This window comes from Nocardia sp. NPDC056100 (assembly GCF_042266325.1).
Classification (GTDB): domain Bacteria; phylum Actinomycetota; class Actinomycetes; order Mycobacteriales; family Mycobacteriaceae; genus Nocardia.
This window is the reverse complement of record NZ_JBHJVY010000003.1, coordinates 1,093,335-1,117,958: the sequence shown is the minus strand read 5'-3', so window position 1 is coordinate 1,117,958 and position 24,624 is coordinate 1,093,335. Positions and strand designations below refer to the sequence as shown.

Annotated in this window: 24 protein-coding genes; 7 read left to right on the top strand and 17 right to left on the bottom strand. The window is 65.9% G+C overall.

Going from position 1 to position 24,624, the window contains the following annotated elements; genetic code table 11:
• Positions 1-3: 3 nt before the first annotated feature.
• From ACFC0O_RS27335 to ACFC0O_RS27280, 12 genes are all read right to left on the bottom strand, one after another.
• Positions 4-492, bottom strand: a complete 489-nt coding sequence (locus ACFC0O_RS27335; protein ID WP_375962576.1) for a h domain protein — start codon at positions 490-492, stop codon at positions 4-6.
• Positions 489-1,355, bottom strand: a complete 867-nt coding sequence (locus tag ACFC0O_RS27330) for a hypothetical protein (RefSeq protein WP_375962573.1) — start codon at positions 1,353-1,355, stop codon at positions 489-491. Before ACFC0O_RS27330 ends, ACFC0O_RS27335 begins: the two co-directional genes overlap by 4 nt.
• Positions 1,352-2,761: an MCE family protein gene (locus tag ACFC0O_RS27325; protein WP_375962570.1), complete on the bottom strand. Its 1,410-nt coding sequence runs from the start codon at positions 2,759-2,761 to the stop codon at positions 1,352-1,354. Before ACFC0O_RS27325 ends, ACFC0O_RS27330 begins: the two co-directional genes overlap by 4 nt.
• Positions 2,758-3,984, bottom strand: coding sequence for an MCE family protein (locus ACFC0O_RS27320; protein ID WP_375962568.1), 1,227 nt, complete (start codon positions 3,982-3,984; stop codon positions 2,758-2,760). Before ACFC0O_RS27320 ends, ACFC0O_RS27325 begins: the two co-directional genes overlap by 4 nt.
• Positions 3,981-5,228 (bottom strand): MCE family protein, encoded by a 1,248-nt coding sequence (locus ACFC0O_RS27315; RefSeq protein WP_375962566.1) that lies wholly within the window; start codon positions 5,226-5,228, stop codon positions 3,981-3,983. Before ACFC0O_RS27315 ends, ACFC0O_RS27320 begins: the two co-directional genes overlap by 4 nt.
• Positions 5,225-6,292 (bottom strand): MCE family protein, encoded by a 1,068-nt coding sequence (locus ACFC0O_RS27310; protein ID WP_375962564.1) that lies wholly within the window; start codon positions 6,290-6,292, stop codon positions 5,225-5,227. The genes ACFC0O_RS27315 and ACFC0O_RS27310 overlap by 4 nt, the downstream gene beginning before the upstream one ends.
• A complete protein-coding gene (locus tag ACFC0O_RS27305; protein WP_375963886.1) occupies positions 6,289-7,314 on the bottom strand; it encodes an MCE family protein in 1,026 nt (341 codons plus the stop codon). Before ACFC0O_RS27305 ends, ACFC0O_RS27310 begins: the two co-directional genes overlap by 4 nt.
• 2 nt (positions 7,315-7,316) lie before the next feature.
• The gene (locus ACFC0O_RS27300) at positions 7,317-8,450 is read right to left on the bottom strand and encodes an MCE family protein (protein WP_375963884.1); all 1,134 of its coding nucleotides are present in this window, start codon (positions 8,448-8,450) and stop codon (positions 7,317-7,319) included.
• 121 nt (positions 8,451-8,571) lie between these two features.
• Entirely contained in the window at positions 8,572-9,423 is an 852-nt protein-coding gene (locus tag ACFC0O_RS27295) for an MlaE family ABC transporter permease (protein WP_375962561.1), read from the bottom strand.
• Between the two features lie 4 nt (positions 9,424-9,427).
• Positions 9,428-10,192 carry an MlaE family ABC transporter permease gene (locus ACFC0O_RS27290; RefSeq protein WP_375962558.1) on the bottom strand — a complete coding sequence of 255 codons (765 nt, stop codon included), beginning with the start codon at positions 10,190-10,192 and terminating at the stop codon, positions 9,428-9,430.
• A 302-nt stretch (positions 10,193-10,494) separates the two neighbouring features.
• On the bottom strand, positions 10,495-11,397 hold the full coding sequence (locus ACFC0O_RS27285; protein ID WP_375962555.1) for a 3-oxoacyl-ACP reductase: 903 nt from the start codon (positions 11,395-11,397) through the stop codon (positions 10,495-10,497).
• A gap of 45 nt (positions 11,398-11,442) precedes the next feature.
• Positions 11,443-11,631, bottom strand: a complete 189-nt coding sequence (locus tag ACFC0O_RS27280; protein WP_364637862.1) for a ferredoxin — start codon at positions 11,629-11,631, stop codon at positions 11,443-11,445.
• Positions 11,632-11,784: 153 nt separating this feature from the next.
• Between ACFC0O_RS27280 and ACFC0O_RS27275 the strand changes: the two genes are divergently transcribed.
• The gene (locus ACFC0O_RS27275; RefSeq protein ID WP_364637860.1) at positions 11,785-12,978 is read left to right on the top strand and encodes an acyl-CoA dehydrogenase family protein; all 1,194 of its coding nucleotides are present in this window, start codon (positions 11,785-11,787) and stop codon (positions 12,976-12,978) included.
• Positions 12,979-12,998: 20 nt separating this feature from the next.
• Positions 12,999-14,126 (top strand): acyl-CoA dehydrogenase family protein, encoded by a 1,128-nt coding sequence (locus ACFC0O_RS27270; protein ID WP_375962550.1) that lies wholly within the window; start codon positions 12,999-13,001, stop codon positions 14,124-14,126.
• Positions 14,127-14,220: 94 nt separating this feature from the next.
• On the opposite strand, the gene ACFC0O_RS27265 is transcribed toward ACFC0O_RS27270, so the two are convergent.
• Positions 14,221-14,916: a maleylpyruvate isomerase family mycothiol-dependent enzyme gene (locus tag ACFC0O_RS27265; protein WP_375962548.1), complete on the bottom strand. Its 696-nt coding sequence runs from the start codon at positions 14,914-14,916 to the stop codon at positions 14,221-14,223.
• 48 nt (positions 14,917-14,964) lie between these two features.
• A complete protein-coding gene (locus tag ACFC0O_RS27260; RefSeq protein WP_375962546.1) occupies positions 14,965-16,191 on the bottom strand; it encodes a glycosyltransferase in 1,227 nt (408 codons plus the stop codon).
• 159 nt (positions 16,192-16,350) lie between these two features.
• On the opposite strand from ACFC0O_RS27260, the gene ACFC0O_RS27255 reads away from it, so the two are divergent.
• Entirely contained in the window at positions 16,351-16,788 is a 438-nt protein-coding gene (locus ACFC0O_RS27255) for a VOC family protein (protein WP_375962544.1), read from the top strand.
• A 122-nt stretch (positions 16,789-16,910) separates the two neighbouring features.
• On the opposite strand, the gene ACFC0O_RS27250 is transcribed toward ACFC0O_RS27255, so the two are convergent.
• The 3 genes from ACFC0O_RS27250 to ACFC0O_RS27240 form a co-directional block, all read right to left on the bottom strand.
• Positions 16,911-17,906: a sigma-70 family RNA polymerase sigma factor gene (locus ACFC0O_RS27250; protein ID WP_375962542.1), complete on the bottom strand. Its 996-nt coding sequence runs from the start codon at positions 17,904-17,906 to the stop codon at positions 16,911-16,913.
• Positions 17,907-18,029: 123 nt separating this feature from the next.
• Complete coding sequence (locus ACFC0O_RS27245; RefSeq protein ID WP_375962539.1) at positions 18,030-19,676, bottom strand: acyl-CoA synthetase; 1,647 nt, start codon at positions 19,674-19,676, stop codon at positions 18,030-18,032.
• Between the two features lie 187 nt (positions 19,677-19,863).
• The gene (locus tag ACFC0O_RS27240) at positions 19,864-20,901 is read right to left on the bottom strand and encodes an LLM class F420-dependent oxidoreductase (RefSeq protein ID WP_375962536.1); all 1,038 of its coding nucleotides are present in this window, start codon (positions 20,899-20,901) and stop codon (positions 19,864-19,866) included.
• A gap of 62 nt (positions 20,902-20,963) precedes the next feature.
• On the opposite strand from ACFC0O_RS27240, the gene ACFC0O_RS27235 reads away from it, so the two are divergent.
• Genes ACFC0O_RS27235 through ACFC0O_RS27220 form a run of 4 tightly spaced genes read left to right on the top strand, consistent with a single transcriptional unit; the run spans position 20,964 to position 24,599 of the window.
• On the top strand, positions 20,964-21,929 hold the full coding sequence (locus ACFC0O_RS27235) for a Zn-ribbon domain-containing OB-fold protein (RefSeq protein WP_375962533.1): 966 nt from the start codon (positions 20,964-20,966) through the stop codon (positions 21,927-21,929).
• Positions 21,930-21,946: 17 nt separating this feature from the next.
• Positions 21,947-23,026, top strand: a complete 1,080-nt coding sequence (locus tag ACFC0O_RS27230; protein ID WP_375962530.1) for a thiolase domain-containing protein — start codon at positions 21,947-21,949, stop codon at positions 23,024-23,026.
• A complete protein-coding gene (locus ACFC0O_RS27225; RefSeq protein ID WP_364637842.1) occupies positions 23,023-24,189 on the top strand; it encodes a thiolase domain-containing protein in 1,167 nt (388 codons plus the stop codon). Before ACFC0O_RS27230 ends, ACFC0O_RS27225 begins: the two co-directional genes overlap by 4 nt.
• Positions 24,186-24,599 (top strand): nuclear transport factor 2 family protein, encoded by a 414-nt coding sequence (locus ACFC0O_RS27220; protein ID WP_364637840.1) that lies wholly within the window; start codon positions 24,186-24,188, stop codon positions 24,597-24,599. The genes ACFC0O_RS27225 and ACFC0O_RS27220 overlap by 4 nt, the downstream gene beginning before the upstream one ends.
• The last annotated feature ends 25 nt before the right edge of the window (positions 24,600-24,624 follow it).

Here is a 24,624-nt window from a genome sequence, read left to right as displayed (position 1 = left end):
GCGTCAGACGGGTGTAACGGCTGTCGCCAGCCAGTGACCGTCGTGCTTGACGAGTTCGACGCGCACGCGTGAGCTGGTGAGCGTGCCCTTGGGCAGATCCGCGCTGGTGGTCAACTGGTTCGCGTAGACCAGCACGGTGGCGTGGTCACGGGACGCGTCGATCACACCGGCCGCCTGCGAGGTGGCCTGTACGGTGATCCGCTTCTCCTTGGCTGCCGGGATCACCGATTTCGAGATCAGCGCCAGGTAGGTGTTCCGGAAATCGCCGCTCAGATTGTCCGCGGCCTTGGGCAGTTCCTTGTCGACGGTGTTGTAGTCGTACGAGAACAACGACTCGACGGTGTGCTGCGCTGCGGCCACCGACTGGGCGCGCGCCTGCTCGCCCTGCCGGTCGGACCAGAACCGGTATCCGGTCAACGAGGTCACGACGACCGCCGCGACGAAAAGCACGCCCGCCGCGGCGAACAGGATGGAACGCTTGTCGATCTTCATGCCACGAACTCCAGTCCCGACGCGGTCACGGTGTTGCCGTCCCGCTTGAGGGTGACCCGGAAGCGGTAATCCTTCTGCTGCGGCTGATCGGTGCCCGCGTTGGACACCGTCTGCTGTGCCAGCACCAGGACGGTCGCCGAGTCGGCGTTATCGCTCTCGATCGCCGTCGCGAGCACCGTTCCGGTGGACTGCACCTTGATCTGCTCGAAGACCTTCTTGTACAGGTCCTTGTTCTGGGCGTATTCGGCCTTCAGCTCACCGGAGGCCACCGAGAGGATGCGATCGATATCGGCGTCGACCGAACCGTCCTTCATCGTGGACAGATTGATGACGGCCTGCTTGGCGACCTGAACGTATTCCGCCCGCCGCTCCTGCAGCGCGTCGGCGCGATGCTGGTGGTAGAAGAACAAACCGCCCGAGCCGATCAGCGCCAGGGTGGACACCAGCGCGACCACCGCGGCGGCCCAGCCCAGCCGGTCCAGCGATCCGAATCGCTTGCGGGACTTGGGCTCGGACTCGTCCTCGGCCGCCGATTCCGAGGCCGCCGATTCCGATGCCGTGGCGGCTGCGGGCCCCACGGTCTCGGTCTCGGCGGTCGAATCCTGTGCTGCCGCGGTCGCGCCGGACTTGGTCAGCGCGACGACGGCGGCGTTCTCGACCGGCGGCACCTCGACCGGCGCCGGCGCGGGTTCCGCGGCGGCGGCCGGTTCATCGGCTTCGATCGGAGTGGATACCACGCTCGCGGCAGCCGCCGGTGCGGACGTGCGCACCTCGATGCCCGAGTGCTCGTCCTCGACGGGCGGGCCCGCCTGTCGCAGAGCCCGCCGCCTGGGGCGGCCGCCGTTTGCTGTGGTATCGCTCATCGTTGTTGCTCCTCGAGCATTTCCTGCCAGGTTGACGGCACTGTACTGGACCCGTTGGCGTCGATATCCCCTCGCCGATAGGTGCGACCGTCAGGTCCGAGGAACGTGCCACTGCTCGGATCGTAATGACCTATGACGGCCGCCGGTTGGTTGCCCATCAGATTGCTGGTGGGCTTGCCGGTGTTGTCGATGGCGTTCGGCGCACCGAACGGCGGGTTGTCACCCAGCGGGTAGTACCCGTTCGGATCGCGGCACAACTCCGGGCTGGGAGCCCGCTTGCCCGGCACTTCCGCGCAGGGGGTGTTGCGGATGCCGCGCACGGCTTCCTTGGCGTTCTGCGCCACCTTGCAGTACATATCGTCCGGGGTGTCGATCTGCGAGAGATCGGCCGGCGAGCGGCGCTGGTCCGCGGGCAGGAAGCCGGTGGTGCAGCCGGGCGGGTCATTGAGCCCGAGCATGAAGTCCACCATGGCGCCGTAGTCGGACGGGCCGCGAATGGCGGTGAGCAGCGCCGAGAGCAGCGGCGGGTACACGACCAGAATCTGTTCCAGCCCTGCGTGATACGTGACGCCGACCTGTCCCACACTGACCATGTTGGCGAGCAGGATCGGCAGCGTCGGCTTCAGGTCCTGGAAGGTCTGGTTCACCTTCTGCACGGCGGAGGGCGTGTGCTGCAACAGATTCCGCAGCGCCGGATCATGTTGGCGCAGTTGATCGGTCAGCGTGGCCAGATCCTGCGTCCAGCTGCGGATGGAGTCCGCGGACTGATTCTGGGTGTCCAGCAGCGGGCCGATCTTGTCCAGCAGGTCCTTGGTCTGATCGGTATTGGCCTTGGCCTCCTGCACCAGCAGCGACGCCGAGTCGATGAACCGCTGCAGGTCCGGGCCCGCGCCGTTGAAGGCGAGGAAGGCCGCGTTGATGACCTCGGCCAGTTTGGTGTCGGCGACGCTGGAGAGCAGCCGATCGGCCTGGTTGAGCATATCGCCGACATCCTGCGGCAGCTTGGTGTGCTCGACCGGGATCACCGAACCCGCGTGCAGATTCCCGCCTTTGGGCGATTCGGCCGGGACCAGATCGACGTACTGCTCACCGATGGCCGAGACGCTCTTGACGTACGCCTCGATATCGGCGGGGATCTTGTAATCGCTGTCGATCGACAGCTTCGCGTCGACCCCGTCCGGGGTCAGCTTGACCTCCTGGACCTTGCCGACATTGGTGCCGCGATAGGCGACGTTGGCGGTTTCGTAGAGACCGCCGGTGGACGCCAATTTGACTGTGACGTCGTATCTTCCGATGCCGAACATGGCCGGGATCTGCACGTAGCTGCCGCCCATGACCGTCAGGCCGATCACGGTCAGCACCGAGAAGATGGCCAGCTGCACCTTGACGAACTTGCTGAGTTTCACTTGTCCGCACCCCCCTGCTGCGTATTGGGCACGGTGAGTCCCGGGATGGCGGGCAGGCCCGGAATCGGTGGCAGCCCTGCGATACTCGGCACCGGCGGGGCCGGCGGATTGATCGGATCCATCATGGGATCGCCCTTGCCGACCGCGGTCGGCGGCACCCCGGTGCCCAGGGTGGCCTGGGTGCCGCCGAGACTGCCGCCCAGCGGTGTTCCCGTGAGGAAGTTCGAATCCAGCCGGGCCCCGGTGATATCCACCGTCATCAGCAGATTCATGTAGTCGCCCTTGATGACCCGGTCGATGTTCTTGATCGGGAAGGGGAAGGTCAGCAGCCACTGCAGCGAATCGGCGAGCTTGCCGCCGGTATCGGCCAGTGTCTTGAGCACCGGCTGCAGATTGGCCAGATCGGCCTTCAGATTATCGCCGCCCTGGTCGATGATGCGCTGCACGATATCGCTCAAACCACCGAGGGAGGTAATGGCTTTGGTGATGTTCTCGCGCCGATCGGCCAGCACCGTCAACGCGGGATGGATATTGGTGATGGCGTTGGTGACATCGTCCTTCTGGCGGGACAGTGTTCCGGCCATCCGGTCCAGACCGCTGATGGCGGCGATGATGTCGCCGGTCTGCTGATCCAGCGTGGTGGTCAGGGTATTCAGCTGCGGCAGCAGGTCGCGGATGGCGTCGGTGCGGCCGTTGAAGGTCGCGTCGAGTTCGCGGGTGATGGTCTCCACCTGGGACATACCGCCGCCGTTGAGCACCACCGAGAGCGAGGACAGCGTCTGTTCGGTGGTCGGGTACGCACCCGCCCGCTCCAGCGGGATCAGGTCCCCGGCCTTCAACTGTCCTTGCGCCGGTTGGTCTTTCGGCGCCGCGAGCTCGAGATGATTACTGCCGAGCAGACTCGTCTGCCCGATCCGCGCGGTCGCGTTGGCGGGCAGCTCGAGGCCCTTCTCCAGGCTGACGGTGACCAGCGCGTGCCAGCCCTCGACCTGAATGTTCGTCACCGTGCCGACGGACACGTCATTCACCTTGACCGGCGAATTACGGGTCAGCATGGTCACATTCGGCATCTGGATGCGAACCTGCCAGGAGCCCTCGCCGGTGCCGACCGCACCGGGCATGGACACCGAGTTCAGTCCGTCCCACTGGCAACCGCTCGTACCGAGCACCGCGGCCAGGCCGACCGCGATACCGGCGATGCGAATCCGTCGGCGGCTCATCATCGTCCACCTCCGGGGATGGCCAGCTCGGTCAGGGACTTGGGCGCCGCGACCTGCTCGGGACCGCCGGGCACCTGGTTGGCCAGATCCGGTGTGCTGTAGGTCAACTGGTTGGGGAAGGCGTTCTGCTGGGTCGCCGGATTCACCATGAGCGGCGGGTAGTTCATCATCAGCGACTGGATGACCGGAGCCAGGTACTGCTTGCACAGGTCGGCGCTGTGATCGGACTGATTGTCGCCCTCGGCCTCGACCGCACCGCACAGGAAGGCGAACGGGTTGGCGAAGTTCGGTGCGACGACCGCGCCGGTGAGCGTGCCCTGCGCGGGCTTGTAGAGCTGGTAGAAGTTCACCAGCGCGGTCGGACCGGAATGCATGATCTTCTCCAATTCGGGCCGCTTGTCGGCCAGAACCTGGGTGGCATCGGCCAGCCGCTGCACGCTCTCGGTGAGTGCGCCGCCGCGGGAGTCCAGGAAACGCTTCACATCGACGACCGCGCTGTCGAGGTTGTCCAGTCCGGTCCCGAGATCGTTGGACACATTCGCGAGCACCGAGGCCACCGAGGCCAACCGGCCGCCGAACTGCACGATCTGATCATTGGACTTGGACAGCACGTCGACGAACTGCTGCAGATTGCGGATGGTGCCGAACAGATCGGTGCGACCGTCGGACAGGGTGCTGATCGTGCTGGACAGTTCCTTGAGCGTGTCCCGGAATGCCTGCGCGTTGCCGTTGCCGAGGTTCGCGTCCGCGGTGTCGATCACGCGGCCGAACGAACCCTGCTTATCCTCACCGACCGGACCGAGCGCCTTGGAGAGCTTGGTCAGTTCGGCCTTGATGTCATCCCACTCCACCGGAATCGCGGTGCGCTCCACCGGAATCGACGCGCCGTCACCCATCTTGGGCCCGCCGGTGTAGGCGGGCGCGAGCTGAATGAATCGCGCCGAGACCAGCGAAGGCGAGATGATCACGGCCTTGGCGTCGGACGGGAGATCGATGCCCCGGTCCACCGTCAGTTTCACGGTGGCCCGGTCCTTGCCCGGTTCGATCGAATCGATCCGCCCGACCTTCACCCCGAGCACCCGCACATCGTCACCCGCGTACAGGCCCGAGGTCGACGGGAAGTAGGCGGTGATGTGCTTCTTCCCGATATCGGCGACCAGTCCGTAGACCAGCCAACCGGCCAGAGCCACGACCACCGCCGCGGCGATGATCCGTGCCAGCCGGGGCACTCTGCGAATCGCGTTCATCGCGGCGGCTCCTGGATAGCGGGTCCGATCGACGGGGGCGCCGGGTTGAGGAACATGTTCTGCAACGAGTCCGGCAGGTGGTTCGGCCACACCATCGCGTCGACCAGGAGCTGCAGCCCCTTACTCGTCGCGTTGGAGACATACGCCTGGAAGTACGGGCCGCTGCCGACCTGCTCACCGAGCGCGGCCTCGAACGGTCCGAGCTCATCGAGCGCCTTGCCGATGTTGTCCTTGTTGTTCTGCAGCAGCTGGAGCACCGAATTCAGCTTGTCCAGCGTCGGTTTCAGCTGCGCCTCGTTGTCGTTGACGAAGCCGGAGAGCTGTTTGGCCAGACCGTTGACGTACACGATCAGCTGGCTCAGCGCGGTGCGCCGGGCATCGAGCTCGCCGAGCAGGCTGTTGCCATCCAGCAGCAGCGAATTGATCTGTCCCGCACGATCACCGAGCACCTTGGTGACGCTCTGCGCGTGCGAGAGCAGATCGGTGAGCGCCTTGTCGCGGCTGTTGAGGCTGCGCGAGAGGCCGGTGAGCCCGTCGAGCGCCGACCGCAGCGGAGCCGGGGTATCGGTGAAGGCCTCGGACAGGGTGTCCAGCGTCTTGTTGAGCTGGTCGGTGTCCAGGCCCTGCACGGTGCTGGCCAGATCGCCGAGGGCGTCGTTGAGCGAGTACGGGGAGGTGGTGCGCTCCAGCGGAATCGAACCGTTCGTGGCCAGCGCGCCGTCACCGGTCGGGGTCACCTCGAGCGACTTGCGGCCGAGCAGCGTGTTGGTCTTGATCGCGGCGGTGGTCTTACCGCCCAGCACGATCGACTCGTCCAGGGTGAAGTGCACCTTCACCTTGGCGCCGTCCAGCTGGACGCGTTCGACCCGGCCCGACCGCACACCGGCCACCTGCACCGGATCACCGGGCAGCAGGCCACCGGCGTCGGCGAAGAAGGCGTTGAATTCGACGCCCGACCGGACGAACGGCAGCCGGTCGAATTGCAGTGCGGTCAAACAGATCGTCACCACCAGCACGATGCCGACGATGCCGGCATTGATCAGAGGGGAGCGTTGTTCGTTCATGAGTTGGAGCACCTTCCCGCGGTTTGCAGGCCGGGCAGTTTGACGAGCTGCTGCTTGCCGTCGGGTCCGTCGACGAGGAAGTTCGTCCCACAGATGTACATATTGAGGAACGAGCCGTACGAGCCGATGCGGATCAGCTTCTTGTAGGTCTCGGGTAGCAGGTTCATCACGTACTGCAGATCGTCCTGGCGCTCGTCCAGATTCTGGGAGAGGCGGCCCAGATGTTCGATATCGCCCTTGAGGTCCGGACGGGCCTCCTGCAGCAGCGAGGTGAGATCGCCTGTCACCCCGGCCAATCGGGGCAGTGCGTCACCGAGCGGATCCTTGTCCGCGGCGAGTCCGCTGACCAGGCGCTGCAATTCGTTCAGCGTGGTCGCGAAGTCCGCGTCCTTCTGATCGATGGTGCCCAGCACGGTCTTGAGATTCTCGATCACACTGCCGATCAGCGCGTCCCGGTCGGCGAGGGTCTTGGTGAACGAGCCGCCGCTGTTCAGCAGCGAGACGAGCGTGCCGCCCTGACCCTGGAACACCTGGAGCAGCGCGCCGGTCAGATCGTTGACCTGCTCCGGGTTCAGACCGCGCAGCAGCGGTTTGAACCCGCCGAGCAGCATGTCCAGATCCAGCGCGGGCTTGGTCTTGTCGACCCCGATGGTGGCGTTCTTGTTCAGCGGTTGCGCCGTGCCCGGGCCCTCCAGCAGCTCCAGATACCGGTCACCGACGAGGTTTTCGTAGCGGATGGCGGCCTGGGTGCTGGCGTAGACGCGGTACTGGCGGTCGATGTCGAAGTCCACGTGTGCCAGGCGATCCTTGCCGACGGTCACCCGGCTCACCGAGCCGACCGGCACTCCGGCGATGCGCACCTTCGCCCCGGGCAGCATGCCGGACGAGCTGGTGAAGACGGCGTGGTAGCCGGTGGAGCGGGAGAAGCGCATCTGACTGAAGATCACTCCCAGCCCCGCCAGGACCAGCACCATGACGAGCGCGAAGATCGACAGCTTGACGGTGCTCGCGTGCAGTTTCATCTTCATGGGTTGGGCACCCCCGGCAGTCCGGCGAACAGCAGTTGGAACACCTTGGGCCCGTTGAGATGTGTGTTCAGCGGCGGCGTCCACACCTCGCCCTCGGAGGTGTCGGTGACGAGATAGTTGGAGTGGCTGTTCGGCACCCGGTCGAGAATGTTCTCACAGTGCGGGCCACCGGTGGCGTTCACCTTCGGCAGATCCTTCGGGTACTCGTACGGGGTGCCGCCGGGCATGAAGCTGGCGTTCAGCGTCACGTACGGTCCGTCGCCACCGAAGATGCGGTTGCCCAGGGGCAGTGCGTCGGCGGCGCCGACGACCAGGCAGTACAGGCCCGAGCTGTATTCGTTGAGCAGCCCGGTGGTGGGGCGCAGCAGATCCAGCGCGGTCACCAGCTGCTGCGAGTTGTCGCCCAGCACGCCGCCGGTGGTGTCGGCCAGTCCGATGAGGTTGAGCAGCACCTGATCCAGGGCGTTCTTCTCATCGACGAGCGTGCTCCCGGTGACGGTCAGATTGTTGGTGGTGCGCAACAGATCCGGCACGGCGTCGGCATACAGATTCGTGACGCCGACCGAGGTCTGCAGATCCCGGCGCAGATCGGGCAGGCTCGGATTGATGTCCTTCAGATACTGATCGCTCTCGGACAGCAGTTGCCCGAGCTTCTCGCCGCGCCCGTCCAGCGCGGTACCCAGCGCGGTCAGCGTGGCATTGAGCTTCTCCGGCTCGATCTTGTCGAGCACCTGATTGAGATGCTGGAACAGCGTATTGAATTCCACGGTGACGGCATCGGCCTGGACGGTGGCGCCCGGCTTCAACGCCTGTGCCGAGGGCTGCTGCGGCGGAACGAAATTGATGTATTTCGCGCCGAAGACAGTTGTGGACCGAATATCCACGACGGAATTCGCGGGGACCAGTTTCAGCTTGTCCGGATCGATCGCCAGTTCGATATTCGCACCGTCGGCGGTATTCGTAATGCCCTTGACGGTACCGATTTCCACACCGTGGATCTTCACCTTGGCGTCCGGGTCGAGCACCAGGCCGCTGCGCGGCGCGGCGACGGTCACCTTGACGGTGTCCTGGAAGCCGCCCGCGAAGCTGACCAGGCAGACCACCACGACGGCCACGATGGTCAGCACCATTCCGGCGCCGCACAGGCGAATGAACCAGCCCTGCTCGGAATACCGCGTGGATGTTGGTTTTTGGACGAACGGCGAGCCGATCGGGCTCGCTACCGGGTCCAGTGTTTGCGCCATGTCCGCCCTACCCGGAGAGATGGAAGTTGCCGGTGGTGCCGTAAATGGCAAGGGAGATCAGCAGTGTCACCATAACCACCGCGATCAGCGAGGCCCGTACCGCGTTACCCACCGCGACACCGACGCCGACCGGACCACCCGCGGCGTGATAGCCGTAGTAGGTGTGGATCAGCATGACCGCCATGGCCATGAAGATCGCCTGGGCGAACGACCAGAGGATGTCGCTCGGAATCAGGAAGGTCGAGAAGTAATGGTCGTACACACCGGCCGACTGACCGTAGATCACCACGGTCGCAAAGCGACTCGCGATGAACGAGGCGATGACCGCCAAGGAGTACAGCGGGATGATCGCGATGATGCCCGCCAGAATCCGAGTGCCCACCAGGAAGGGCACCGGCCGGATGGCCATCACCTCCAGGGCGTCGATCTCCTCCGAGACGCGCATGGCACCCAATTGTGCCGTGGTTCCGGCCCCGAGCGTCGCCGCCAGGCCGATGCCCGAAATAACCGGCGCCGCAATGCGAACATTGATGAAGGCCGAGAAGAAGCCGGTCAGCGCCTCGACGCCGATATTGCCGAGCGAGCTGTAGCCCTGTACGGCGATGGTGCCGCCGGCGGCCAGCGTCAGGAAGCCGACGATCACGACGGTGCCGCCGATAACGGCCAAAGCGCCTGTGCCCATGGAGATCTCGGCGATCAGGCGAATGGTCTCGGTACGGTAGTGAATCAGCGCCTTGGGAACCGATCCGATGGACCGTCCATAGAACACCGCATGCTTGCCGACCGAGTCGAGACCCTCGGTAAAGCGCCGAAAGCGTTTGGACACCTTCGGAAAACGAGATTGGATCACGAACGCCATCTGATCACCGCGCCGTGAACTTGATGCCAACGGCGGTTACGACCACGTTGATAACGAACAGCGCCATGAAGGCGAAAACGACGGTCTGGTTCACGGCGTCGCCGACGGATTTGGGGCCGCCCTTGACGTTCAGACCCAGGTAGCAGGCGACCAGTCCGGCGACGAGACCGAACAGGGTGGCCTTGACCTCGGAGATGACGAGTTCGGGCAGATGCGTCAGCAGCGTCAGGCCGTTGACGAACGCGCCGGGGTTGACGCCCTGCAGGAAGACCGAGAAGAGGAAACCGCCCAGGATGCCGATGGTGGACACCAGGCCGTTGAGCAGGAATGCCACGAACATCGAGGCCAGCACGCGCGGGACGACCAGGCGCTGGATCGGGTCGATGCCGAGCACCTTCATCGCGTCGATCTCTTCGCGAATGGTGCGGGCCCCCAGATCCGCGCAGATGGCGGTCGCACCCGCACCGGCCACGATGAGCACGGTGACCATGGGGCCGACCTGGGTGATGGTGCCGAATGCCGCGCCCGCGCCGGAAAGGTCGGCCGCGCCGATCTCGCGGAGCAGAATGTTCAGCGTGAAGCTCACCAGCACGGTGAACGGAATTGCGACCAATAGAGTCGGGACGATGGAAACCCTGGCGACGAACCAGGACTGGTCGATGAATTCCCGTCGCTGAAACGGTGGCCGCACCACAGCGCGGGCGACAGCGCCGGCGAGTTCGAAGAACCCTCCGACCGCCCGTAACGGTACGGCGAGGACATCATTCATTCCCGCGATTCCTCCTGCCCCTGCCTAGCTATAGCTTCCGAGATCTGAATGTGATCTCGGTCCCGTCCGAAGATTAGAACACGTTCCAGTACGGCTTCGGAAGGTTTCGACGGTTTTGAACTGGGAGTCTTTCTGAACTGATGTCCAGTTCCAAGAACATGTTCACCCCAGGTCTACCATCATGAACGTGGAACCTTTGTGAGGCGCCACACATAGTTGATTCCCATTCCTACCAACGATTGATCGCGTGATCAACCTGGAAACGGGGGGAGAAACCCCCCGCTACCGGTACAAAGGGTGGACTAACCGAGATCCATCAGCGCCGACGCGGAAAACGTGGCGCCCGAGGGGCGTTCGGCGAAATAGCCGCCGAGCGTGGCCGCCAGACCCTCACGGGTCCACTCGCCTTCGGCATCGAAACGCTGCTCGACGATGGGGGCCGCCATCAGGGCCACCATCGGACCGTAGACGACGAACAGCTGACCGCTGATCGCGGCGGCCGCGGGCGAGGCCAGGTAGGCCACCAGGCGGGCCACATGATCGGGCGAGAGCGGATCCGGACCCTCTTCGGGCGCGGCCGAGAAGACGTTCTCCGTCATGGAGGTACGCGCGCGGGGGGCGATCGCATTGGCGCGCACACCGAAATTGGCGAGCGCGCGCGAGGCCGACAGGGTCAGCGCGGTGATACCCGCTTTGGCCGCACCGTAATTGGCCTGTCCGGCCGGACCGAGCAGACCCGCCTCGGACGAGGTGTTGATGATGCTGCCGTAGACCGGCGCACCGGCTTCCTTGGACTTGGCCCGCCAGTACGCGCCCGCATTGCGGGTCAAAAGGAAATGCCCGCGCAGATGAACCGCGACGACCGCGTCGAAATCCGCGTCGGACATGTTGAAAAGCATCTTGTCCCGGGTGATCCCGGCATTGTTCACCACGATGTCCAGGCCACCGAAGGTCTCCTCGGCGGTGCTGATCAGGGCATCGGCGGTGGCCGATTCGGCGATGCTGCCGGCCACGAATTCGGCCTTGGCGCCGAGCGCGCGAATGTCCGCGAGGGTTGCGCTGACCGCGTCGTTTTCGGCAAGGTCGTTCACTATGACCGACGCGCCGGCCCGGGCCAGCTCCAAGGCTTCGGCCCGGCCCAGCCCGGCGCCCGCGCCGGTGACGATGGCCACTCGGCCGGCAAGACTCACATCAGTTTCGCTCACCGGGCCGACTCTAGAACGTGTTACACCCGGCGAGCAAGGCTGGGTTCAGAGCAGCTTCAGCGCGGCCTTGGGGCACTGCGCGACCGCGGTGCGCACATCTTCCTCATCACCGGCCGGAACCTCCGCGCCGACGATGTGCAGAACGTCGTCATCATCGAGTTCAAAGACGTCGGGGGCGATTCCGACACAGATACCGTTCGCCTCGCACTGGTCGAGATCAACAGTGACCTTCATAGCCAACTCCTTTGCCAAAACAGTGCGCCGAGCCTAACAACCCGCACCCCGGCCGGGGTAGGAAGTGCGTCCTTACACGACCTAATACTGGAACATGTTTCACCTGCTGTGCAATGATCGGCTCAACCCGGAAACGAAGCTAGAGGTATCGCTATGCGGATCGCATACACGCCGCAACAGGAACAGCTGCGCGCTGAACTGCGTGAGTATTTCGCCCGTCTGATCACTCCCGAACGCCGGGAGGCGCTCTCGGCCACGACCGGCGAGTACGGCGAAGGCAATGTCTACCGCGAGGTCGTCGAGGAGATGGGCCGCGACGGCTGGCTCGCCCTGGGCTGGCCCAAGCAGTACGGCGGCCAGGACCGCTCCACCATGGATCAGCTGATCTTCACCGATGAGGCCGCCATCGCGGGCGCCCCGGTGCCGTTCCTGACCATCAACTCCGTCGCGCCGACCATCATGCATTACGGCACCGAGGAGCAGAAGAAGTTCTTCCTGCCCAAGATCGCCGCCGGCCAGCTGCACTTCGCCATCGGCTACTCCGAGCCGGGCGCGGGCACCGACCTGGCCTCGCTGCGCACCTCCGCCGTGCGTGACGGCGACGAGTGGATCGTCAACGGGCAGAAGATGTGGACCTCGCTCATCGCGTACGCCGACTACGTCTGGCTCGCGGCCCGCACCGATCCGAATGCCAAGAAGCACAAGGGCATTTCGATGTTCATCATGCCGACCACGGCCGAGGGCTTCTCCTGGACGCCGGTGCACACCATGGCCGGACCGGACACCTCCGCCACCTACTACCAGGATGTGCGGATCAAGCACTCCGATATGGTCGGCCCGGAGAACGGCGGCTGGTCGCTGGTCACCAATCAGCTCAATCACGAGCGCGTCGCGCTGACCTCCGCCGCGCCGCTCGCGCTCGCGGTCGCGCAGACCCTGGAATGGGCTCGGAACACCAAGACCGCCAACGGTTCCCGCGTCATCGACCAGGAATGGGTGCAGATCGCGCTCGCGCGCATCCACTCCAAGGTGGAATACCTCAAGCTCACCAACTGGGAGATCGCCTCGCGCGCCGATCAGGGCGGCGATGCCGCGCCGCGGCCTTGGGACGCCTCCGCGACCAAGGTGTACGGCACCGAACTGGCCACCGAGGCCTACCGCGCGCTGATGGAGATCCTCGGCCCGCAGGCCTACCTGCGCCAGGACTCCGCCGGTTCGCAGCTGCGCGGACGCCTGGAGCGCATGCACCGCGCCTGCCTGATCCTGACCTTCGGCGGCGGCACCAACGAGGTGCAGCGTGACATCATCGCCATGACCGCCCTCAAGCAGCCCGCCGCCGCGCGCTAATCGAAACCTAGGTAACCATCATGGATTTCACCCTTACCGAGGCGCAGCAGGATCTGGCCCGCCTCACCGCCGAGGTCACCGGCAAGCTCGTCACCGCCGACCGGCTGCGCGAGCTCGACAAGAACACCGACGCCGCCGGAAATCCGGTGGTGCGCTTCGACGACACGCTGTGGAGCTCACTCGCCGAGACCGGCGTGCTGGCCGCGGCGCTCCCGGAAACGGTGGGCGGCAGCGATTTCGGCGTACTGGAGCAGACCGCCATCCTGCGCGAGATCGGCAAATCCGTCGCGCCGGTGCCGTACCTGTGGTCGATCGTGCTGGGCGCGGGCGCGCTCGCCGCATTCGGCTCGGATGACCAGCGCGCGCTGGCCGCGCAGGCCGCGAGCGGCGAGGTCATCCTCACCGCCGCGCTGAGCGAAGAGCGCAACTGGGAACTGGCCAAGCCGGTCACCACGGCGGCCGACAATGACGGCTGGCAGCTCACCGGCTTCAAGACCACGGTGCCCTTCGCCCGCCAGGCGGCGCGAATCCTGGTGTCCGCCAGTGTCGACGGCTCCCCCGCCGTCTTCCTGGTCGACCCCTCGCACGCCTCGGTGCGCATCGAGGATCAGATCGTCACCGACCGCTCCCCCGAGGCCGAGGTCGAATTCACCGCCACCCCGGCGGAATTGGTCGGCACCCTGGAGCAGGGCGCGGACATTCTGAACTGGCTGCTCGAGCGCGCCTGGCTCGGCCTGGCCGCCACCCAGCTCGGCGTCGTCGAGAAGGGCCTCGAGCTGGTCGCCGACTACGCCCGCGAGCGGGAGCAGTTCAACCGCAAGATCGGCAGCTTCCAGGCTGTGGCGCAACGGCTTTCGGATGCCTACATCGACATCCAGGGTGTACGCCTCGCGGTGCAGCAGGCCGCCTGGCTGCTCGCCGAGGGCCTGCCCGCCACCGCCGAAATCCACACCGCCAAGTTCTGGGCCGCCGATGCGGGCCACCGCGTCGCCCACACCGTGGTGCACGTACACGGCGGCGTCGGCATCGACCGCGACCACATCGTGAACCAGTACTTCACCGCCGCCAAGCACAATGAATTCGCCCTCGGCGGCGCCACCGATCACCTGCGCGCCCTCGGCGGCATCCTCGCCACACCGGCCGGCTGATCAACCCGCGGGCACCCGCCCGCACCGAAAGATCAAGGGCGGCGGCACCTTCCGGTGCCGCCGCCCTTTTCCGTAAGCACTCCCGCCACACGGGTCAGGGCACGAGCGGTCCCGCGAGTACACGCTCGCCCGCGATGCGGTCGCCACCCCAGGTCAGGGCCGGGTCGGACGCGGGCAGGCGCTGCCACAGCGCGAGCAGCAGATCCGAAGCGGGAGCGGCGATTTCGGCGACCGGTTCACCCGGGCCGTAGATCCAGCTCTCGGCGATATCCGTCGCGCGCAGGCGCAGCGCCACTTCGGGTTCGGTGGCCAGGCCGCGCTGGATCATGCGCGGGGCGAAGAGTTCGAAGACCTCGTTGATGCCGTCCACGGCCAGATCGGTGTCGAAGGGAACCGCTTTGCCGAAGGCGTTCTGGCCGTCCCACAGGTGCATGAGGGTTTCCAGGGCGCGGCGGCGACGCCAGAAGCCGACGGTGCGGGGCATGGAGCGGGTGAAGGTCCAGGCTTCGTTCGCCGGATCGGCGGCGAGCGAGGCGGCGATGGCGTCGGCGGTCTCGTCATACCATTCGCGCAGCGCGACAGCGTCTTTCGGAGCCGGATCACCCTGGTGGTCACCGCGCAGTTCGGTCACGGCGGTCACCACCCAGAGATTGCCCTGGCCCAGGTGATCGGCGAGGTCGTAGAACGTCCAGTCACCGCAGGTCGGCACCGGGGTGGCGAGGTCGGTGTCCGGCGTGATGAGATCGCCGAATTCGGTGAGCTTCGCGCAGAGCAGGGCCAGGTAATCCATGCCGATCACCGTAAACCGGATCAACCGCACATACCCGCCGGAAAACGCTCAGGATTCGAGTTCGTGGTTGGAGTCGGGGTGCCAGTGACCCGCCCGGGTGGACGCGCTCGCGGCGAAGATCGGGTCGGGGTGATCGGCCGCGGGTTCGAGCTCGTTCATCAGCAGATCGCTCATGGCATCGCGGCGCAGCACCCGGCCGAGTTCGGCGGCGGCCCGATAGTGCGCCGGCGTGCGCAGCGCCTTGCGGACGGCGGTGCCGATCTGCTGCGCGGTCGCGGTGCGCGGCAACGTGATTCCGGCGTGATGCGAGCGCACCCGGGCGGCATTGTCGGCGTGATCGCGGCCGTGCGGGAGCAGCACCACGGGTAGGTCGGCGGCGAACGATTTGAGCAGGGTGCCGTGCCCGCCGTGCGTGACCACCAGGCTCGCGTGCCGCATGAGCTCGTGATGCGGGGCGCAGGACAGCACGGTCACATTCGGCGGCGGGCAGATCGCGGTGACGGGTACGGCTGGGCCGGTGGTCATGACACCGCGCACCGGCAGCTTCCCGAGCGCGTCGGCAATTCGCTGCAGGCATTCGGCCTGACCCTGATCGGTACTGGAGAGCGAGACGAGCACCAGCGGCTCATTGCCTTCGGGCACCGTCCATTCGGCGTCCCGGGCCCAAGTCGGATCATCCAGAATGGCGCCGACATAGCGCACCGTATCCGGCCGCTGTGCCGCGAAATCGAATACCTCACTGGACAATACGAGCTGCCGATGCGCCAGCTGCACCTGATCCTGATAGTGCGCGAGCCGCTCCAGCCCGAAATCCGCGCGCAGCGCGTTCAATTGCGGCAGCAGTTCCTGATCCCAGCGGCGCTGCACCATGGATCCGACCAGTCGATCTCGCCAGCGCCCCACCGGTCCCCCGGCGCGGCCGAATCCGGTGCCGGGCGGCGGCCCGCCCTCCACCGGCAGCGGATAAATGCCCGGTATGAGTGCCATGAACGGTAATTCCCGCGCCTGCGCGGCCACCATGGCCCCGAACGCGAAGTAGGAGGCGAGTACCAGATCCGGTCGCTCGGAATCGATTTCGGCGGCGGTATCGCGGGCGAATCCGCTCCCCGCGCGCGATCGCAGCCGCGCACCGGTGGCCGTCACCTCCGCGGCCAGCGATTCCTCGGCGAGCACGGTGACCCGATGCCCGCGCTCGACCAGCCTGCGCACCACACCGAGCTCCGGCGGTACGGTTCCGCCGCTGCCGGTGAGGGCAACCAGGTAGCTGTGCTTCATCAGGCACCTCCTGCCCGCCACTCTGTCACGCTGGGCGGGTCGCCGACTTCCCGATCGACAAATGATGTGTCACAGACCACAGTGCCACCGCACCGATGAGTTTTCCACCCGCGTCTCGTCCTCACCAATGACCCCATTGGACCCGCAAGGCGTTTGCGGATGAGAGGACGAATCACCATGGCCAGCAAGATGATCTTCATCAATCTCCCCGTAGCCGACCTGGAGCGATCCAAGAACTTCTACGAGGCGCTGGGCTGGAAGGTCAATCAGGACTTCACCGACGAGAACGCCGCCTGCATCGTCATCGACGACAATATCTGCGCCATGCTGCTGACCCGGGACTTCTTCACCACCTTCAGCACCCGGCCCGTCGGCGATCCCGGCGCCACCGTGAACGCCCTCTACGCCATCTCCCTCAACAGTCCGGAGGAAGTCGACACCCTGGTGGAGGCCGCCCTCGCCTCCGGCGGTACCGAGGAGGTCAATGCGGATAAGCGCGCCCAGGAAGCTCAGGTCGGCATGCACGGCCGTACCTTCCTCGATCCGGACGGCCACCAGTGGGAGCCCTTCCACATGGCCTACCCCGGCGCGCACTGACCCTGCTCATTCGAAATGCGAACGGCCCGCCGGGATTTCTCCCAGCGGGCCGTTCACGCATGTCGTCGCGTTCACGCCGGACCACCCCGGCGCATCCACCTACGCGGCGACGGAGAACAGTTCTACCGCAGTTCCGGCGCAAGTCCGAAAAGCGGGAACAGGCGGTCGGTATCCAAGAAGAAGTTGAGCCCCGCGATGCGATCGCCGTCCAGTTCCAGCACAGTGATGGACCAGGGCACCCAGACACCCGGTTCGTCGGCACTGGGCTTGTAGTGACCGAAGGCGGGCATGCCGTTGGCACCGAGCGGAATCATCCGGGAATCGCGGCACGCCGAACCGGTGGTGAGCATGAACTGCGCGACATTCTCGGGACCGGAGACCCACAGCGAGAACGGCGGCATCGACAGTGCCACATCGGCTTTCAGCAATTCGGTGAGCGCGGCCATGTCATAGGACTCGAACGCGGCCACGAAATCGTCGACGAGTTTGCGCTGCCGTTCATCGGATTCGTCGAAGACGTCCGAGACGGTGGACACCTCCTGCGCCTTGGTCATGGTGGCGCGGGCGCGCTGTAGGGCGCTGTTCACCGAGGCCGGGGAGACATTGAGCATGTCCGCGGTCTCATTGGCGGAGAAGCGCAGCACCTCGCGCATGATCAGGATGGCGCGCTGGGTGGCGGGCAGATGCTGCACCGCGGCCACGAACGCCAGGCGCAGCGTGTCCTTGGCGCTGGCGGCCTCGGCCGGGTCCGCGCCGAAGGCGAGACCGTTCGGAATCGGTTCCACCCATACGTAATCCGGCTCCGGCGGGGGCAGCGGGGTGTCCGGTGTGCTCGCTCCGGTGAGGTCCATCGGCCGAGCGCGGCGCTGCGGACCGTCGAGCATGTCCAGACAGACATTGGTGGTGATCTTGTAGAGCCAGGAGCGGACGCTCGAACGACCCTCGAACGAGTCGTACGACTTCCACGCCCTGGTGAAGGTTTCCTGTACCGCGTCCTCGGCCTCGAACGACGACCCGAGCATTCGATAGGCGTAGGCGCACAACTCACGCCGATGACCTTCGAAGGACCGCAGTACATCGTCGGTGATCGTGGTGGATCCGCCGCCTGTCTCGCTCATGACCAACACTCTGGCACAGGGCACCGACAAGAAGAACACCCCGAAATTGCCTGCGCCCGCCTGTTTCGCAACAGGCGGGCGCAGGAGCCTCAGCAGTAACTCGCGGCTACCGCGGCGGCGCGATTACTTGGTGCTCGGAGCGTGCGCGTGATTGTCCGCCTCGCGGGCCTCGGTCTGCGCCTGCGCCCACTTGTAATCGGGCTTGCCCGCCGGCGAGCGCTTGATCTCGTCCACGTACCACAGGCTGCGCGGCATCTTGTAGGAGGAGATCTCCTGTGTCAGCACCGGGCGCAGATCCTCCAGGGTGGGCCGATTCTCGCTGCGGCACTGCACGACCGCGACGACGCGCTGTCCCCAGCGCTCATCCGGCACACCGACCACGAGCGCGTCGAAGATCTCCGGATGCGCCTTGAGCGCGCCCTCGACCTCTTCGGGGTAGATCTTCTCGCCGCCGGAGTTGATGGACACCGAACCACGCCCGAGCATGGTGACGCTGCCGTCCTCCTCCACCCGGGCGAAGTCGCCCGGGATGGAATAGCGAATCCCGTTGTACTCCTTGAACGTAGCCGCGGTCTTGACCGGGTCGTTGTAGTAGCCCAGCGGAATATGCCCGGTGCGCGCGATCAGGCCGGTCTTGCCCGAGCCCGCCTCGATCTCATTGCCCTCGTCATCGATGACCTTGGTGGAGGCGTCGATCTTCACGCGCGGGCCACCGGTGTGGGTGGCGCCCTTGCTGGCCACCGACAGGCCACCGAAACCGGTCTCCGAGGAGCCGATGGAGTCGGTGATCATGGTGGTGGTGAGCAACTCGAGGTACTCGTCCTTGAGCGCGGGCGAGAACAGCGCGGCGCTCGAGGCCAGCGCCCACAGCTGCGAATGCTGGTACGGCTCACCGGTTTCCGGATTACCCGCCTTCAGCGCGTCCAGCATCGGGCGCGCCATGGCGTCACCGGTGATGAAGATTAGGTTGATGTTGTGCTTGTCGATGGCCTGCCAGACGCCGTGCCCGCTGAACTCGGGCAGCATGACGGCCTTGCCGCCGTCGAAGAGGCTGTGGAACACCGCGGTCTGCGAACCACCGTGGATCAGCGGCGGAATGGGGAAGCGGTTCAGCTGCCCGTTGCCCGCGCCGACCTTGGCCTGCTGCCATTCGTCCTCGATGGCGACGCCGGTGACGAAGTTGATGCCGCCGCCGAGCACGCGCCACCAGTCCTCGTGCCGCCACATGACGCCCTTGGGCAGGCCGGTGGTGCCGCCGGTGTAGAGCATGAAGATGTCATCGGCCGAACGATCGCCGAAGTCGCGCACATCCGAGCTGCCCGCCAGGGCCGTCTCGTATTCGACCGCACCCGCGGGGGCGGGCAGATCGGTGCCGTCCTCGATGGTCAGCACGGTCTTGATGGCCGGGACCTTGGGCAGCACATTGCCGATGCGCTCGCTGTAGCGACGTTCGGCGATGAGCGCGACCATGTCCGAGTTCTCGAAGATGTACTGCAACTCGTTCTCGACGTACCGGTAGTTCACGTTGATGACCACCGCGCGGATCTTGAAGATCGCCACCATGGCCTCGACGGCCTCAATGGTGTTACGCGCGTAGATGCCTACCTTGTCACCGGGCTTGACGCCCTGTTCCTGCAGGTAATGGCCCAGCTGGTTGCAACGCTTCTCGAACTCGGCGTAGGTGAATTCCCTATCGTTGTCGACCAGAGCTACTCGCTCCGGCATCAGATCGATGGCGTGCTCGACAAGGTCCGCTATGTTGTAGCTCACAGGATGAAAATAGAACGTGTTCTCGTGAGTTGCAAGGTGCGATTTCCCGCTCACCGGACAAATGCGGTGTGGCCCCCGCCACAGCCTACCGGCCCGGGATGCCTAAAAGGAATAGGACAAATGGGAAACCGCCCGGCCGCAGCCCCAAGGGGGACGCGGCGGGCGGTTCGCCAATCTAGAACTGGTTCTACGACTCGATGAACGGCTTCAGGCGCTCGAACTGCTCCACGCTGTGCACGCCGACGAGCAGCATGGTGACGCCCGCCTTCTCCCACACCTTCAGCTGTTCGCGCACATGCGCCTCATCGCCGATGATCGTGGTGTCCAGGATCAGCTCGTCCGGAACCGCCGCCGCCGCTTCGTCTTTGCGGCCGGTGCGGAACAGCCGGGTGATCTCCTCGACCTGTTCGCCGTAGCCCATGCGGCGGTACACCTCGGCGTGGAAGTTCATGTCCTCCGCGCCCATACCGCCGATGTACAGCGCCAGGAACGGCCGCAGCCGATCCAGTTCCGCCTTGGTGTCATCGGTCAGGATGACCTGCGCGGTCGCGGCGATCTCGAAGTCCTCCCGCGAACGCCGGGCACCCGCGCGCGCGAAACCCTCGTCCAGCCACTCGTTGTACATATCGGCCAGCCGCGGGGTGTAGTAGATGGCCAGCCAGCCGTCCGCGATCTCGGCGGTCAGCGCGACGTTCTTCGGACCTTCCGCACCCAGCCAGATGGGCAGATCCTTGCGCAGCGGATGCGTGATCGACTTGAGCGGTTTGCCGAAGCCGGTGGCGTTCGCGCCGTTGTACGGCAGCGGGTAGCTGGGCCCGTCGTTGGTCACCTTGCCCTCGCGCTCGAGCACCTGGCGGATCACCGACACGTATTCGCGGGTGCGCTGCAACGGCTTGGCAAACGACTGCCCGTACCAGCCCTCGACGACCTGCGGACCGGAGACGCCGAGTCCGAGGATGTGCCGTCCGCCGCTGAGGTGGTCCAGGGTCAGCGCGGCCATGGCGGTCGCGGTCGGGGTGCGCGCGGACATCTGCACCACCGAGGTGCCCAGGCGGACGCGGCTGGTGCTCGGGCCGAGCCAGGCGAGTGGGGTGTAGGCGTCCGACCCCCAGGATTCGGCGGTGAAGACGGCGTCGAATCCGGTCTCCTCGGCGGCCGCCACCAACTCCGCGGTATTGGCGGGCGGCTGCGCGCCCCAGTATCCGAGTTGCAACCCAAAGCGCATGTCCCGTTCCCTTCCCATGTGGGCTCTTGCCACCATCATTAGAACCTGTTCTACTCGATCGCGTGACTCTGGGGAACACCGAAGTACTCGCAGCACCGCTGGTGATGAAGTTCGACTACACCCGCTCCACCGGACCGACCATCGGACGCTTCCTCACCGGATTGCGTGCCGGACGGGTCGTCGGGGTGCGCGGTTCCGATGGGCGCGTACTCGTGCCGCCCGCGGAATTCGATCCGATCACCGCGGATGCCCTGACCGAATTCGTCGACGTGGCCGATGTGGGCACCGTGCAGTCGTGGAGCTGGGTGGCCGAACCGGTCTCCGGTCAGCCCTTCGACCGCCCGTTCGCCTACGCGCTCATCAAGCTGGACGGTGCCGATACCGCCCTGCTGCACGCCGTGGATGTGGCCGCCGCGGCCGATATCTCCACCGGTATGCGGGTGCGGGCGCGCTGGGCCGCCGAGCGAACCGGCGACATCCACGACATCGTGGCGTTCGAACCGGGTGAAACCTCCACCGCGCCGGCCGATTCCAGCGATGACGCCGAGCCGGTGACGGGCATCATCACCCCGATCGACCTGTCGTTCAAGCACACCGCCGCACCGCAGGAAGCGGTCTTCCTGAAGGGACTGACCGAGGGCAAGCTGCTCGGTGCGCGCGCCCAGCTCGACGGCAAGGTGTACTTCCCGCCGCGTGGCGCGGACCCGCGCACCGGCGAGCCGACCGACGATTTCGTCGAGGTGTCCGATAAGGGCATCGTCACCACGTTCTGCATCGTGAACGTGCCGTTCATGGGTCAGCGCCTCAAGCCCCCGTATGTGGCCGCGTACGTGCTGCTCGACGGCACCGACATCCCGTTCCTGCACCTGGTGCTCGGCGTGGAGGCGAGCGATGTGCGGATGGGCATGCGGGTCGAGGCCGTGTGGAAGCCGCGCGAGGAGTGGGGCCTGTCGATGGCCAATATCGATCACTTCCGGCCCACCGGCGAACCCGACGCCGAATACGACTCGTTCGCGCACCACCTGTAGAGAGGCGCTGAATTACTTTGAGCGGCAACGTTACTGACATCGCGGTGGTGGGGTTCGCCCACGCGCCGCACGTGCCGGAGACCTTCGGCACCACCAATGGCGTGGAAATGCTCGCGCCGTGCTTCACCGAGCTGTACGCCCAGCTCGGCATCACCAAGTCCGATATCGATTTCTGGTGCTCGGGCTCCTCGGATTACCTTGCGGGACGCGCCTTCTCGTTCATCTCCGCGATCGACTCCATCGGCGCGGTGCCGCCGATCAACGAATCGCACGTCGAGATGGACGCGGCCTGGGCGCTGTACGAGGCGTGGGTGAAACTGCGCACCGGACAGGCCGAGACCGCGCTGGTGTACGGCTTCGGCAAGGCATCGGCGGGCACGCTGCGCCAGGTGCTGACGCTGCAGACCGATCCGTACCTGGTGGCCCCGCTGGGCCCGGACGCGGTATCGATGGCCGGATTGCAGGCCCGCGCCGGTATCGACGCCGGTCGCTGGACCGAGCGCGATATGGCCGAGGTGGCCGCACGCAATGCCGTGCATGCCGCGGCCAAGGGCGGCAGCGCCACCGCGCGCACCGAATCCGATGTCGAAAAGCTTTTGGCCGCCGAGTATGTGGCGAATCCGTTCCGCGCGCACGACATCGCGCCCATCACCGATGGCGCGGCCGCGGTGGTGCTGGCCGTCGGCGACAAGGCACGGGAACTGCGGGAGCGTCCGGCCTGGCTCACCGGTATCGCGCATTACATCGACACCCCCATCCTGGGTGCGCGCGATCTTACTGTCTCGCAATCGACTTCGCGTGCCGCCAAGGCCGCGATCGGCAGCGGCTCCGCCGAATTCGATATCGCCGAATTGCACGCGCAGTTCAGCCACGAGGAGCTCATCCTCGCGCAGGCGCTGGGCCTGAACGGCAATACCCGGATCAATCCGTCCGGCGGCCCGCTGTCCGGCAATCCGATGTTCGCGGCCGGGCTGGAGCGCATCGGTTTCGCCGCCACCGAAATCTTCAACGGCAACGCGAATCGCGCACTGGCGCATGCCAGTAGCGGTCCCGCGCTGCAGCAGAACCTCGTTGCCACCCTGGAGGCGCGCTCATGACCAATCCTGCCGCCGTACTCGGCACCGGCCAGACCCATCACGTGACCAAGCGGTCCGATGTGTCGATGGCGGGCATGCTGCGCGAGGCCATCGACCGCGCGCTGATCGACTCCGATCTGACCATGGCCGATATCGACGCCGTCGTCATCGGTAAGGCCCCCGACTTCTTCGAGGGCTCCATGATGCCGGAGCTGTTCCTGTCGGATGCCCTGGGCGCCACCGGAAAACCGCTGCTGCGCGTGCACACCGCCGGTTCGGTCGGCGGCTCCACCGGCGTGGTGGCGGCCAGCCATGTGCAGGCGGGCGTGCACGGCAAGGTGCTCGCGCTGTCCTGGGAGAAGCAGTCCGAATCCAATGCCATGTGGGCGCTGTCGAATCCGGTTCCGTTCACCATGCCGGTCGGCGCGGGCGCGGGCGGTTACTTCGCCCCGCACGTGCGCGCCTACATTCGCCGCGCCAACGCGCCGCTGCACATCGGCGCCATGGTGGCGGTGAAGGATCGCCGCAATGGCGCGAAGAATCCGTTCGCGCATCTCAAGCAGGCCGATATCACCATGGAATCGGTGATGGCGTCCCAAATGCTGTGGGACCCCATCCGTTTCGACGAGACCTGCCCGTCCTCGGACGGCGCGTGCGCCATCGTCATCGGTGACGAGGCCTCGGCCAAGGCCGTGGAAGCCCGCGGCAAGAAGGTCGCCTGGATTCACGGCACCGCCATGCGCACCGAACCGCTCGCCTACGCCGGGCGCGATCAGGTGAATCCGAAGGCCGGTCAGGCCGCGGCCGCCGCGCTGTGGAAGCAGGCCGGAATCACCAACCCGCTCGAGGAGATCGACGCGGCCGAAATCTACGTCCCCTTCTCATGGTTCGAGCCCATGTGGCTGGAGAACCTGGGCTTCATGCCCGAGGGCGAGGGCTGGAAGCTCACCGATGCGGGCGAAACCGCCATCGGCGGAAAGCTTCCGGTGAATCCGTCCGGCGGCGTGCTGTCCTCCAACCCGATCGGCGCGTCCGGCATGATCCGCTTCGCCGAGGCCGCCAAGCAGGTCATGGGCCGGGCCGGGGACTACCAGGTGGAGAATGCCCGCAAGGCGTTCGGGCACGCGTATGGCGGTGGCTCGCAGTACTTCTCGATGTGGGTGGTCGGAAGTGAGCAGCCGTGACCGATGAGGACCATCCCGCCCGGGTAGCCGGTCGGGCATCGCAGGCCGCGGTGCGCGCCAAGGACAAGGACGCCTGGGTCGCGCTGTTCGCGCCCGACGGCATCGTGGAGGATCCGGTCGGACCGTCCTTCTTCGATCCCGAGGGCAAGGGCCATCGCGGACCGGAAGCCATCGCGGCGTTCTGGGACAAGGCGATAGCGCAGACCGACTCCATCGAATTCCTCTTCGATGATTCGTTCGCCTGCGGCAGCGAGGTGGTCTACACCGGCCGCATCCGCACCACGCTGGGCGGCCAGACCATCGATGCCGAAGGCGTTTTCACCTATCGGGTGGAGCCGGACGGCAAGATCGCCGCGCTGCGTGCGTTCTGGGAGACCGAGCGCGCCATGCAGACCATGAAACCCGTTTAGGGACAACAGGCCCCGTCAGGGAATC

Bases quoted from the DNA above. Each gene is read 5' to 3' on its own strand.
- ACFC0O_RS27335 (WP_375962576.1), bottom strand. From the start codon at position 492: ATGAAGATCGACAAGCGTTCCATCCTGTTCGCCGCGGCGGGCGTGCTT.
- ACFC0O_RS27330 (WP_375962573.1), bottom strand. From the start codon at position 1,355: ATGAGCGATACCACAGCAAACGGCGGCCGCCCCAGGCGGCGGGCTCTG.
- ACFC0O_RS27320 (WP_375962568.1), bottom strand. From the start codon at position 3,984: ATGATGAGCCGCCGACGGATTCGCATCGCCGGTATCGCGGTCGGCCTG.
- ACFC0O_RS27315 (WP_375962566.1), bottom strand. From the start codon at position 5,228: ATGAACGCGATTCGCAGAGTGCCCCGGCTGGCACGGATCATCGCCGCG.
- ACFC0O_RS27310 (WP_375962564.1), bottom strand. From the start codon at position 6,292: ATGAACGAACAACGCTCCCCTCTGATCAATGCCGGCATCGTCGGCATC.
- ACFC0O_RS27305 (WP_375963886.1), bottom strand. From the start codon at position 7,314: ATGAAACTGCACGCGAGCACCGTCAAGCTGTCGATCTTCGCGCTCGTC.
- ACFC0O_RS27300 (WP_375963884.1), bottom strand. From the start codon at position 8,450: ATGGTGCTGACCATCGTGGCCGTCGTGGTGGTCTGCCTGGTCAGCTTC.
- ACFC0O_RS27295 (WP_375962561.1), bottom strand. From the start codon at position 9,423: ATGGCGTTCGTGATCCAATCTCGTTTTCCGAAGGTGTCCAAACGCTTT.
- ACFC0O_RS27290 (WP_375962558.1), bottom strand. From the start codon at position 10,192: ATGAATGATGTCCTCGCCGTACCGTTACGGGCGGTCGGAGGGTTCTTC.
- ACFC0O_RS27280 (WP_364637862.1), bottom strand. From the start codon at position 11,631: ATGAAGGTCACTGTTGATCTCGACCAGTGCGAGGCGAACGGTATCTGT.
- ACFC0O_RS27275 (WP_364637860.1), top strand. From the start codon at position 11,785: ATGCGGATCGCATACACGCCGCAACAGGAACAGCTGCGCGCTGAACTG.
- ACFC0O_RS27270 (WP_375962550.1), top strand. From the start codon at position 12,999: ATGGATTTCACCCTTACCGAGGCGCAGCAGGATCTGGCCCGCCTCACC.
- ACFC0O_RS27265 (WP_375962548.1), bottom strand. From the start codon at position 14,916: ATGGATTACCTGGCCCTGCTCTGCGCGAAGCTCACCGAATTCGGCGAT.
- ACFC0O_RS27260 (WP_375962546.1), bottom strand. From the start codon at position 16,191: ATGAAGCACAGCTACCTGGTTGCCCTCACCGGCAGCGGCGGAACCGTA.
- ACFC0O_RS27255 (WP_375962544.1), top strand. From the start codon at position 16,351: ATGAGAGGACGAATCACCATGGCCAGCAAGATGATCTTCATCAATCTC.
- ACFC0O_RS27250 (WP_375962542.1), bottom strand. From the start codon at position 17,906: ATGAGCGAGACAGGCGGCGGATCCACCACGATCACCGACGATGTACTG.
- ACFC0O_RS27240 (WP_375962536.1), bottom strand. From the start codon at position 20,901: ATGCGCTTTGGGTTGCAACTCGGATACTGGGGCGCGCAGCCGCCCGCC.
- ACFC0O_RS27225 (WP_364637842.1), top strand. From the start codon at position 23,023: ATGACCAATCCTGCCGCCGTACTCGGCACCGGCCAGACCCATCACGTG.